Source organism: Verrucomicrobium spinosum DSM 4136 = JCM 18804, assembly GCF_000172155.1.
Taxonomy (GTDB): Bacteria; Verrucomicrobiota; Verrucomicrobiia; order Verrucomicrobiales; family Verrucomicrobiaceae; genus Verrucomicrobium; species Verrucomicrobium spinosum.
The window spans coordinates 385,394-397,720 of the sequence record NZ_ABIZ01000001.1 but is presented as its reverse complement, the minus strand read 5'-3'; the positions used below and the strand labels follow the sequence as shown (position 1 = coordinate 397,720).

General features: G+C 61.1%; 8 protein-coding genes. 1 reads left to right on the top strand and 7 read right to left on the bottom strand.

Annotation, left to right across the window (positions count from 1 at the left end):
- The first annotated feature begins 129 nt into the window (after positions 1-129).
- Entirely contained in the window at positions 130-975 is an 846-nt protein-coding gene (gene accD, locus VSP_RS01480; RefSeq protein ID WP_009958245.1) for an acetyl-CoA carboxylase, carboxyltransferase subunit beta, read from the top strand.
- A gap of 223 nt (positions 976-1,198) precedes the next feature.
- On the opposite strand, the gene VSP_RS01475 is transcribed toward accD, so the two are convergent.
- From VSP_RS01475 to VSP_RS01445, 7 genes are all read right to left on the bottom strand, one after another.
- Complete coding sequence (locus VSP_RS01475) at positions 1,199-2,683, bottom strand: DUF1501 domain-containing protein (protein WP_009958243.1); 1,485 nt, start codon at positions 2,681-2,683, stop codon at positions 1,199-1,201.
- 18 nt (positions 2,684-2,701) lie between these two features.
- Entirely contained in the window at positions 2,702-5,728 is a 3,027-nt protein-coding gene (locus tag VSP_RS01470; RefSeq protein WP_198141291.1) for a DUF1553 domain-containing protein, read from the bottom strand.
- A gap of 814 nt (positions 5,729-6,542) precedes the next feature.
- Positions 6,543-8,144 (bottom strand): PDZ domain-containing protein, encoded by a 1,602-nt coding sequence (locus VSP_RS01465; RefSeq protein WP_009958241.1) that lies wholly within the window; start codon positions 8,142-8,144, stop codon positions 6,543-6,545.
- A 68-nt stretch (positions 8,145-8,212) separates the two neighbouring features.
- Positions 8,213-9,739: a S1C family serine protease gene (locus VSP_RS01460; RefSeq protein ID WP_009958240.1), complete on the bottom strand. Its 1,527-nt coding sequence runs from the start codon at positions 9,737-9,739 to the stop codon at positions 8,213-8,215.
- 164 nt (positions 9,740-9,903) lie between these two features.
- The gene (locus VSP_RS01455; protein WP_157210679.1) at positions 9,904-10,569 is read right to left on the bottom strand and encodes a hypothetical protein; all 666 of its coding nucleotides are present in this window, start codon (positions 10,567-10,569) and stop codon (positions 9,904-9,906) included.
- A gap of 101 nt (positions 10,570-10,670) precedes the next feature.
- Positions 10,671-11,615: a methionyl-tRNA formyltransferase gene (gene fmt, locus VSP_RS01450; protein WP_009958237.1), complete on the bottom strand. Its 945-nt coding sequence runs from the start codon at positions 11,613-11,615 to the stop codon at positions 10,671-10,673.
- Between the two features lie 24 nt (positions 11,616-11,639).
- A complete protein-coding gene (locus tag VSP_RS01445; RefSeq protein WP_009958236.1) occupies positions 11,640-12,299 on the bottom strand; it encodes an adenylate kinase family protein in 660 nt (219 codons plus the stop codon).
- Positions 12,300-12,327 lie beyond the last annotated feature (28 nt).

The window sequence follows — 12,327 nt, the reverse complement described above, 5'->3', positions numbered from 1 at the left end:
CAATTCTCCAGAATTCCCCTCAGGGAGGCAGGCGCTCCGGTGCCTAGCCTCCCTGTCGCTTTGTGACCAGGGGTTGCGGTTTCCCCCATCCCCTGCTAAGCTGCCCCTCCAACGCCAAACTCTAACTACATGGGACTTTTCAGCAAACGCTCAGTCAGTGACCTCGGTGAGAAGAAGAAGGACATGCCTGAGGGATTGTGGGTGAAGTGCCCTTCCTGCGGAGAGAGCCTCTACGAATCCGCCCTGGCCAAGAATCTCCGGGTCTGCACGCATTGCGGCCATCATTTCACGATGAGCTCAGGGGAGCGCATCGCTGCACTCGTCGATGACGGCACGTTCGAAGAAATCGACGCCAACCTCGACTCCGTCAACGCCCTTGGTTTCAAGGACTACCTCGCCAAAGTGAAGGCCTACCAGGTCAAGACCGGTCTCAAGGAGGCCGTCGTCACCGGCCGGGCCAAGATCGAAGGCACCCCCGTGGTGCTGGCCATCATGGACTTCCGCTTCCTCGGTGCCAGCATGGGCAGCGTGGTGGGGGAAAAGATCACCCGTGCCATCGAGACTGCCACCCGCGAGAAGTGCTCCGTCATCATCTTCAGCGCCTCCGGCGGTGCCCGTATGCATGAGGGCATTCTCAGCCTCATGCAGATGGCCAAGACCTGCGGTGCCCTGGCCCGCCATGGCGAGGCCAAACTGCCCTACATCTCCGTACTCACCCACCCCACCACCGGGGGCGTGACCGCCAGCTTCGCCACCGTGGGCGACCTTATCCTGGCCGAACCCAAGTGCATGATCGGCTTCGCCGGTCCGCGCGTGGTCAAGGAAACCACCCACAGCGACCTCCCGCCCGGCTTCCAGACCGCCGAGTTCATGATGGAACACGGCCTCGTGGACATGATCGTTCAGCGCCCCGTCATGCGCGAGACCCTCGCCAAGCTGCTCAAGTACGTGCAGCAGGAGAAGAAGGCGGCGTAGGCGGGCAAGAGGGCCATTCTGTTTAACCACAGAGGCACAGAGAACACAGAGGGAATGATTTTTTAGACAGAATTAACAAAATTTACAAAATTGGTTTTTGAGTTCAGCTCCGCCAATCAGAAGCTGAACCCTAATTCCGTTAATTCTGTTAATTCTGTCTAAACCTCAGTTGCATTCCCTCTGTGTTCTCTGTGCCTCTGTGGTTTAAATAAGCCGTCCTCCCTCACCCCAGTATTTCCTTGATCACATGGCCGTGCACGTCGGTCAGACGGCGGTCGATGCCGTTGTGGCGGACGGTCAGTCTTTCGTGATCGATGCCCAGCAGGTGCAGCATGGTGGCGTGGATGTCATACACCTGCGTGGGGTGATCCCGGTCCAGCGGCTTGTAGCCCCATTGATCGCTTTCGCCATAGGTCACGCCGCCCTGAATGCCGCCACCGCAGAGCCAGTTGGTGAAACAGTACGGATTGTGATCCCGCCCTGAGCCGCCTTGCGTGGAGGGCATACGGCCAAACTCGGTGGTCCAGAGGATCAGTGTATCCTCCAGCAGGCCACGTTGTTTGAGATCCAGGATGAGGGCGCTCACCGCCTTGGCCATGCCCCAAGCCAGCGGCCCATGATCCCGCTCGACGTCTTCATGGCTGTCCCAGTTGCGTCGTGGAAAGCCATTGTCGTTGCCGCTCCAGATCTGCACAAAACGGACGCCGCGCTCCAGCAGGCGACGCGCCGTGAGACACTTGCGCCCCATGCAGTCGGCCTCCTCGGCAGGATTGATCTCCGTGGGCCACACCTTGCGATGCTCCTGGATGCCGTACATTTCCTTGATCCGCGTAGGCTCGCCCGAGATATCGAGCGCCTCAGGGGCGGCCAGTTGCATCTTCGCCGCCAGTTCATAGCTGCGGATGCGGGAGTCCAGACGCGGGTCCCCACCATGCAGCGCCGCATGCTGACGGTTCAAGCGGCTTAACAGATCCTGCCCCGCCACCTCGGACCGGGCGCTGACATAAGTTCCCGACTTGTGCGGATAGAGATCCGCAATGGGCACCTCGGCACCGGGATAGATGATGGTGCCCGCATGCTGGGAAGGAAGGAACGCCGCATCCCAGTTCTTGGGCCCGTTGGAAGCGAACCCGCGATGATCCGGCAGCACCACAAAGGAGGGCAGGTTCTCGCTAAGCGATCCCAGTCCGTAACTCACCCACGAGCCCATGCCGGGAAATCCCGGCAGGTTGAATCCCGTGGCCTGGAGCAGTGTGCCCTGCGAGTGCACCCCTGTCTTGCCCACCAGATTGTGCACAAACGCCATGTCATCCACGCAGGCCCCCAGCGGGGCCACCGCCTCACTCAGCATCTTGCCGCTTCCGCCGTAGGGCTTGAAGTCCCACACCGGCTTCTTCCAGGGACCCAGACCATTTTGAAACGCCTCCACCGGCTCGCCAAAGTCCGAGGCTTCGCCGTGGTGCTTGATGAGCGCGGGCTTGTAGTCAAAAAGATCGATGTGGCTCGCGGCCCCCGCCATGAAGAGCTGCACCACCCGCTTCGCCCGCGGGGCACGCATGGGTGCCCGCCCTTCTGCCGACGCTTTTGCGTGAAGCGACTCACTCTGCAGGAGCGATCCCAGCGCCAGCAGACCGAACCCCTGCCCACTGGCCGCCAGCAGATCCCGGCGGCTCAGAGTTCTTGGTGATAACATCGATGGCTTCTTCATGGGCGTTGCATAAAGGGATCAATCCACGAACGTGAACTCATTCAGGTTCAAGATAAGGCGGCAGGTGTTGGGCAGGCCATGTTGAGTCGCGTGAGACACCAGTGCCGTCACCTCCTCGCCGGTGGGTTCGCGACCCAGCGCCAGCACAAAAGCACGGCTCACCTGTTGATCAGGGTCCTTTGCCTCCCTGGTCACCCGCCCAGCGAAGTGCTCCGCCATCGCCACCGTCAGCCCGTTGTTGAGCATGGCCAGCGCCTGCAACGGAGAAAGACTCTCGTTGCGCTTGTCCACCCGCATGGAGGGATCCGCGCAGTCCAGCACCGTCATGAAGGGCTGCTGCTGGCTGCGCACGATGAAGCGGTAGATGCTGCGCCGATGGCTGCGCGGATCATTGGGATCATGCAGATGATACTGATAGTGCGGCGAGTGCTCCGGCTTCTCGATCACGAAGTCCTGGAACGACGGTCCGCCCATCGTCAGATCCAGCCGTCCGCTCACGGAGAGGATGGCATCCCGCACTGCCTCCGCCTCCAGCTTGCGCCGGTTCTGCCGCCAGAGCAGCCGGTTGTCCGCATCCACCGTGGTCGCCCGCTCTGCAACGTCCGGCGTGGCATCACTCTGCTGCCGGTAGGTGCGGCTCATGACGATGAGCTTGTGAAGTGATTTCACAGAACCCTTCAAGTCATCGCGGAAGGTGCGCGCCAGCCAGTCCAGCAATTCCGGATGGCTGGGCGTGCCCCCCATGCGACCGAAGTCATTGGGCGTATCCACCAGACCGCGGCCAAAGTGATACTGCCAGACCCGGTTCACCATGCTGCGCCAAAAGAGGGCATTGTCCCGGCTCGTGATCCATTGCGCCAGAGCCACCCGCCGGGCTCCTTCGTCATCCGCATCGGCACAGGCGAACTTGCCCGCCAGAGCATCGAATGCCGCGATGCCGCCCGGTGCCATCAGCTTGTCCGGTGTCTTCACATCCCCGCGCTTCAGCAGAGCAATGGGCCGGGGTTTGCCGCCAGAAGGCCCCGTCCCGGTAAACGTGCCAGTCCCGTAGTGCACGGTCCCGGCATAGACCACCTGCGGCGCGGGCATGGCGGCCAGTTCCCGGTTGATGCCCCCCACCTTTTCCCGCGTCACTGCCAGCTCCTTCAGTTCCTCCGGCTTGGCATGCTTGGCCAGAAGGGCTTTGCGCTGCGCCTCCAGATCCGCCAGCAGCCGCGGATCGTTGCCGGGCTCGAACCCCGGGGCGACGCCGTCGATCAGATTCGCCCTGGCCCAGCGCGGCGGTGCCTCAATGACATCCCGTGAGGTGATCGCCCCCCCAGTGGCGAGGTTGTTTCCTTGCTCATCCAGCACCTGGAGTTCCGCCAGCGCCAGCATGTAGTCCTGCTTCCGCTCCGCCAGTCTTGTGGCGGTGAAGCGGACGTAGCGCCCTTTGGCACTCTCCAGCTTGAGCGTCTGCAAGGCCGTTCCAGGACGCGGCTGATCTTCCGCATCGCGATGCGCCGCCGCCGTCACCTGACCTGCGGCAAAGGCAGGATCATCACTGATCTCCACGCGATACCGCACCGGGAATCCAAACCCAGCGCCGATGCCGTTGAAGTCATCATAGCAAGGTGCCAGCACCACGCGGTCCACCGCCGTGGAGCGCCCCAGGTCCACCTGCACCCATTTCACCTCGTCACGGGATGCTGCCAGCGCGCTGTGATAACCAAACTTCGGGCTCGCATTCCCCTTGGTGGCCTTGCGTGCCTCGGAGATCCGGGCATCCAGTGTGGCGAGCTCCGGCCCGGCCTTGTCTTGGAGGCTCTTCTCCAGCTTTTTCTGCCGATCGCTCAGCTGCCGCTGTTGGAACTCCAGTTCCGCTCGCTTCTGAGTCAGCACGGGATCCGCGTAGTATTTCTTGTCTGCCCGGTCCAGCGCGGCAAACACCGCCTGGAGAGAGTAGTAGTCCTCCTGCGTAATGGGATCGAACTTGTGGTTGTGGCACTGCGCACAACCCACCGTCAGGCTCATGAAGGTGCCCAGGGTGTTCTGCACCATGTCATCCCGGTCCAGGTGCCGGGCGATCTTGCCATCGATCTTTGACTCCGGCACCTCCGCGTGGCCAATGAGATCCCACGGCCCTGCCGCGATGAACCCCAGCGCCTCCATGCCGTCGCGAGAGCCAGGAAACAGGACGTCACCCGCGATCTGTTCTTCCGCGAACCGTGCGTACGGCTTGTCCTCGTTGAAGGAGCGGATCACGTAGTCGCGGTACGGCCACGCGTTGTTGCGAGGCTTGTCCTTGTCGTACCCGTGCGTCTCCCCGTAGTGCGCCACGTCCAGCCAGTGCCGCGCCCAGCGTTCGCCGTAGCGGGGCGAGGCCAGCAGACGGTCCACCAGATGCTCGTAGGCGCGGGCATCAGGGTCCGGATCCTGGAGGAAGGCGGTCACCTCTTCAGGTGAAGGCGGCAGCCCGGTGAGATCGAAGGACAGACGCCGGATCAAGGTGCGCCGGTCTGCCAAGGGAGCCTGGGAGAGGCCTTTAGCGGAGAGAGCCCGATCGATGAACGTGTCCAGCGTATCGCTGGTGGCGGAGAGATCCACGGCCGTGGGCTGTTGCAACGGCTTGAAGGCCCACCAGTCCATGCGGTTTTCCGTTTTGGCCACATCCACTCCCTCTGGCCACTTCGCGCCTTCATCGATCCAGCGTTTGAGCGTGTCGAGGTCTGTTGAGGTTAACTTCGGCACCGACGACTTCACCGGCGGCATCGACATCTTGGCCTCCGCCCCCGTGATAAAGCGAAACAGCGGGCTCCCTGCGCTGTCACCCGGCACGATGTTCGGTGCGTGGTTGTCGCCTTCGTGCAGCGCTATCTGCTTCAGGTCCAGACGATAACCGCTCTTCTGTTTCTCCGGTCCGTGACAGTCGTAGCAGTGCTTTTCCAGGATCGGCCGGATGTCGCGGATGAAGTCCACCGGGGTCGGAGTCGCTGCGGCGGAGAGACCCACGCCGCTGAGGAAGCTTAGGACGAGGACGGAGGGCCGTTGCAGAAGCGATGTCACGCAGGCAATAACGGCGGAGACAGGGACGGTCTCTGAAACGCAATCGCGGGACAGGTGCGAGATTGGTAAAAAGTGCCAGCAGGGGTGAGCGCAACCGAGTTGCCGGAGAGTATCCGTGCCAGGGTTGGAGTACCGACTTTAGTCGGCGTATTGGGAACTTCCGCCGGAGATTGACGTGACGGAGATTTGCGACTGAGCCGACTAAAGTCGGTACTCCAACCACGCTGCGGATGTTCAATGAAGGATAGGCAGCGCTGCGCCCTGTTGAGTCTTGAGCTCGTGGTTCATGCAACAACATGCCAACAGCGCCCATCGTCCCCACGCCACGAGAAAGCGCTCGTGGCGTGGTTGGAGTTCCGCGTTTACGCGGCTCAGTCGTGCGTCTCCATCACGTCGCTTCGCTTCAACAATTCCAATGCCCGCCTAAAGGCGGAACTCCAACCACGGTGCGAGTATTTAATGAATGATAGAAGTCTCAGTCACGCTGTTGGGAATTCAATCCCAGCAGCGCCCGCCGCTCTCAATCAAAGAGCAAACGATCATGCCAGGGTTGGAGTACCGCCTTCAGTGGGCTCAGTCGCAAGTCTCTATCACATCAATCTTCGGCGAGAGCTTCTCAAATACGCCGCCTGAAGGCGGTACTTCAATCACAGCGCGAAACCCATCCGTAGACAAGGTGCTCTATCGCGCTGTTGCAGCCTCCCGCGCCGCAGCTGTTTCATCTATTCCCCCACCCAAAAAAGGCGCGTCCGCTTTCACAGACGCGCCTTGCAATCAATTCACTGAACTCCCCAATTCGAGGAGCCAACCGGACCTACTCAATCCGCTTGAGCAACCCCAAACGGTAAGCACCATTCAACAGCTTCTGGTTGTCCAGCTCGGCAGTCACGGCATCGAGATAGAGCAGCTTGGGGAAGTCATCCAACTTGATGGTGTGGATGCTTTCCTTCGACTCCTTGAAGACCTTGTCGAGGTCCGCCAGGTCATTGATGGGCTGGCCGTTCACCTCACTCACAATCGCACCGCCCACGCGCTCGTAGCCCTGGGTGCTGCGGGTGGGGAGGGCGGCGGCGAGGATCACGATCTTGCGCTTGCCTTCCTTCTCGTAGTCATCCGTGTGCTTGGCCACGTGCACCAGACGGAGCGGGGCGCTGGTTTCCCAGTCGTTGCCGAAGCTCTGGAGGAACGGGATGGAGAGCTCCTGAAAGATGAGCCCGCCCATGACGAGGAAGTTCGTGCCGCGGTCGAACAGATACGGAGCCACGAGGAAGTCCTTGGGGCTTTTCCGGGTGAGCTTGCCCGTCAGAGTCTGCTCCTTGCCTTCGCGGAGCACTTTCACCTTCAGCTCATCGTCCACATAGCTGCTGCCGCGCACGATGTGACTCATGTTCAGGGTGCCGTACTTGGGATCCTTGTAGTCGCCACGGGAGTCCACCTTGAAGCCGTTCATCTCCAGGATGATGTCCTCTTCTTTGAGGCCGATCTTCTCCGCAGAGCCGCCCTTGCTCACACCGCTGACATACACGCCCTGCTGGTCTTTCTTGAGCCCCAGGTACTCGCGGAACTGGTCGTCCAACGTGATCTGGAACTCCACTCCCAAGCTGGGAAACCCTTCGTACTGGCCATCCGCGTTGTCCTTCAGGAAATGCTGGATGATGGGTCCGGGCAGGATCGTGGCCGTCTGGTTCTTGGAATCATAACGCAGCAACAGGCCGGCGAGCTTGCCGTCCCGGATGACCGGAAGGGTGAAGCTGTTGGCCTCACTGCGGATGATGCCGATGGTCTCGTACACAAGGAACATGCTGCCCTCCACATTGTAGAGGGAGGTGAGCACCTTGTTGATCTCCAGCGGGGTGACGATGAGGTCCCCCACCCGGCCGAGTTGCCAAGTCTGAAGCTTGTCGCCCACCCGGGAATCCGTGTCCACCTTCAGCGGAGTGAGGTCTTCAAAGAAGTCCTTCACGGCGGTGGCGGGTTCGAGGAGTGCAAGGTTGGCCTCGTAGTCCACAGCCTTCACCTTGGCGGGAATCTTCCGGCCGGTGTCGGCCTGTTCCAGCTCGATGTAGGTGGCATCGGCCACGATCTGGCCGGTGACGAGGATGCGATTGCCGTCCAGCAGCACGCCCAGGCCACGACGGGCACCAGGCGAGGACTTTTGCCACGGGATGCGGTAGTTCCAGGGCTGGAAGGTGACGTTCACCTTCACGAGGGCGGTGTTCTTGCCGGCAGCCTCGATGATGGGAGCGGGCCCACCAGCAGGGGCGACCGGAGCCTCCTCTGCCGCAGCGGGAGCACCGCCGCCAGCACCGCCGGCCTTGGGCATGTCCCCCGGGCCGGCCTGGGCCAGGCAGACGCCGCTGGTCAGCAGCGTGAGCGACAGCGAGGTAAAGGTGAGTGTAGCGCGAAAAAGATTCATGATGGATTCTGAGGAAAAAGGTCTGTCAGAAAGAAGGGCAGCGGGGAATCGAGGAAACAAAGCCAGGCTTATTCGTCGCCCAGGTAGCTCTCCTCGCTCACGTCATACTTCTGCATGATCACTGGATGCGCGGCATCCGCCAGTTCGCGCTTGAGCACGAGCGGACGGTTCTTCTCCAGAAGCTTGATGACCACGAACTTGCCGTCGCCTTCCTTCTTCTTGAGCGCCTCGGCCAGGTCCTTCATGGTCTTGATCTTCACGCCATTGACCTCGTCCACGATGCTGTGCTGATACCCCTGGAGGTAGCTGTTCACTTCATCGGGCAGGATGGTGGTGAGGATGACCACTTCCGGACGATCCTTGAAGATCTCCTTCGTCATGTAGTTGTCGAAGACGTAGTTCACCAGCGGATCGCGGATGGAGTGGGCCTCCATGAGGTTGCGATTCATGGGCTGGAACAACATCCCTGCGTACATCACGTACTTGGGCCGTTGGTTGTACTGCTCACCCAGGGTGAGGTAGGGCAGGTACCGCTTGAGCGTCAGTTCCACCGACTTCTTCTCGCCCTTGCGGAGGATCTCGGCCTTGATCTTGTCACCGGCGAACTTGCGCTCGACCACTTCGTTCATGTTCACCAGCTCGCCATCCACACGGATGAGGCCGTTGGTGTACACCGGGCTGCCGTCCAGGGAGAGGATGACATCGCCCACCTCCAACAATCCAGCCGCACAGCTCGCACCATCCACATTGGCGACCATGACACCGATGCCATTGTCCTCAAGACCAAGGGCCTTGATCTGGGCCGGGTTTTCCACTGGGAAGTCCGTGACCGCGAGATCCATGTAGTGATCATAGCTGCCATCTTCTACATCCTTGAGGAAGCGGTTGATGACCGGGACTGGGATCATGTAGCCCACGTTCTGGGCCACAGAGCCGCTGTAACCCTGGAAGGCCACGCCGACGACCTTGCCATTCTGCAAGACGGGACCGCCGCTGTTCCCGGGGTTGATGGCGGCATCCACCTGGATGGCCAGGTGCTGGTCGATGCCACTGTGGGAATAGCTCTGGAAGTCGATACGGGACACCACGCCGCGGGTCACGCTGACGCGGTCACCGCCGATGGGATACCCGACCGCGATCACCTCGGTGTTGAGCTTGGGAATGCCGTCGATCTGGAACGGCTTCAGGTGCTCGAACGGCTTGGGATCCACCGCCTCGATCATGGCGAGGTCACAATCATGCGCGATGAAGAGGATGCGGGCCTCGAAGGGCTCCGGATCATTCATCGTGCGGATGATGAGCTTGGTGCTGTTGCTCACCACGTGTGCGTTGGTGAGAAAGCGGTTCTTGCCCACCAGCCAGCCCGTGCCGCTGCCACTGGAGGGGCGGCCACCTTGCCACGGGATACGGTAGTCAGGCTGGAGGAATGACGCCTCGATGCGAACGATCGCCTCAAATGGGTCCGTCTCGCCCGGCTTGGTCCGGTTCTCCGCATCGGGGGTCGGAGGAGGAGGTGCGGCGGTTTTTTCCTCGCCCTTCAGGGGCAGCACCATGGCCGCAATAGCGATGGCCGGCAGAAGCAGGAGTCTTGACATAATCTTGGGGATAACGCGCGGAAGGAGTCGTCTCAGACAACGGAGGCGCAAGAACTTCCAAAAGTTTTGTTTGTAGAATGCGAAAAAATTCCTGGCACCCCCTGCCTCGCAGAGACGCCGCCGCGCTGGACCCACCTGCGTCGAATGCGCCGGTCCACCAGAAACTACTTTTTCCCAAAGCCGAACCAGCCTTTTTTCTTCTTCTCTTCCGTGCCCTGTTTGGCACCGGAATCCGCCTTCACCGCGGCACGCCCAGTGGGATTCACCGTCATGATCTGCGGTGACCCGGGTGCCTGACTCACGGTGGTGCTGGCAGGCTCCGGGCCAGGCACTACGGTGGTGAAGTTCAAGGTCGCCGGCTTCATATTGGGCGCATTTACGGCGTAGTCGAATGCCTTGGGAGCAAGCGCCTTGCCCGAAGCGTCATACTGGCGAATGACCCGGCGGAAGACCTCGCTGCGCGTGTTCACGCAGCGCTCCTCAATGAGACGGCCCAGGCTGTCAAAGTAGAATTCCACCCGCGCGATGAGGTTCCCCGCCCCGTCGTGAATCAACCCCTGCAACGGATCGCCGTTTTCATTCAGCAAAAACGTCTTCTTCGCGATCGCCACATTCCGGGAGTCATAGGTGGTCTCCGTGAGCTGACGGCCTGTAAAATCCTTCACCGAGTCCGTACGGGTGCCATCCTGGTGCAGCACGGCCTTGGCATGCATGGAGGTATCCACGATCTGCTGGGCCTCCGCCCCTGCGGCGAGTGCGAACCAGGCGCCCGCCACGCCCGCGAGCAACACCGGAAGTCTGGGGGCGAACGTACAAGGACGGAAATTCATTTCCTGGGGATGCTAGCGGAACGGCCTTCTGAGGGCAAGGCTGGGATTTTGCAGGGAGCAGCAGTCAGCCTGCCTGCTCGGCAGCCCGGCGGGAGAAAAACTCAGCTCAAGATGACGCCCTCCAGCGCCCCCTGTCCCCGGAGGAAATCCCCGGCTGGCATGGGCTTCCGCCCCTCCAACTGGACGCCCAAGAGCTCCAGGGCACCATCTCCACAAGACACGAACAACCGGCCCTGAGCGATCTGTAGAGCGCCTGGATCTACGGTGGTTGAAGAGGCATCCGCGACCTGCGCCCGCAGCACCTTCAATTGCAGGAGCTTGTCTCCTACGGGCAGGCGCGAGAATGTTCCGGGCCAGGGCTGATAGGCACGGATGAGACGCTCCAGTTCCTCCACCGGGCGCTGCCAGTCCAAATGACCATCCTCCCGTTCCAGCTTCTTGCAGTGGGTGGAGAGGTCGTTGTTCTGCGGGATCTTGGGAGCCGTCCCGGCCTCAATAAGGGCCAGCGCCTTGTCCAGAGATGAAGGAGCCAACTGGGCCAGACGGTCATGCAGAGAACCGCCGGTCTCATCCGGGTTCAGCGAAAAGCAGTCCTGGAGGAGAATGGGACCCGTATCCAGCCCCTCATCCATCCACATGATGGTGACGCCGCTCTCTGCGTCGCCTTCTCGAATCGCGGCCTGAATGGGCGAGGCCCCTCGATGCCTGGGCAGGATGGAGGCGTGAATGTTCAAGCAAGCCAGACGCGGCAGATCCAGCACCTGACGGGAGAGGATCTGACCATAGGCCACGACCACAAAGACATCTGCCTGATACTCAGCCAGCGCGGCCACATTCTCCGCTGTGCGAAGCCGCTGGGGCTGCAACACCGGGATGCCCGCCTCCAGGGCACGCACCTTCACCGCCGGGGGCGTGAGCACCTGCTTGCGCCCCACGGGCTTGTCAGGCTGGGTGACCACGGCCACCACCTCATGGGAGGTGGCCGTGAGGAGATGTTCAAGCGAGGGCAGGCCAATATCACCCGTGCCCAGAAAGACAATGCGCATGCAGCAGGTATAAAACGGGACGGCCTAGACGCGGTGACTCTGCATGACGGTCCAGGCGTCCAACTCCATGATGCGACTCAGGATCTGGTGCACCACCTTCGCCGGAGGTTGGCCAGCATCAATGTCGGTCACGATGCTGCGCCCCTTGTACTTGCCGGAGGAGTAGTATTCCAGGATCGGCTTGCTCTCCTCTTCGTAGGTGCGGATGCGCTTCTGAATGACCTCATCGTTGGCGTCATCGAAACGGTTGTCCTTGAGCGCCCGCTTGCGCAGGCGGCGGGCCAGCTCTGCACGGTCCGGGCAGCTCAGGTGAAACACCTGCAGCACCTCGATGTCCTGCTCCATGAACTTGGCCTGCTCCACATTCCGGGGAATGCCATCCAGCACGAGAAAATCGATGTCGGGCTTGAAGCGGTGGGTCTTGTCGTGGTCGTGGATGTTCGCGCGCCAGAGTTTGACGGTCGTTTCATCTGGCACCAACTGCCCACGGCTGGAGTAGTTCACAAACTCCTGCCCAAGCGGCGTACGAGTATCGAGCGAGCGGAAAACATCTCCACAGGCCATATGATAAAATCGAGGAATCGTACCCAACACTTTTCCCTGGGTGCCCTTGCCACTGCCGGGAGCGCCGAACATCAGGAAGGTGCGGAATTTCTGGAATGGCTTCTCGATTTTCTCTGACATGGAACAGAAATGTAGCAGCGGGAATGCT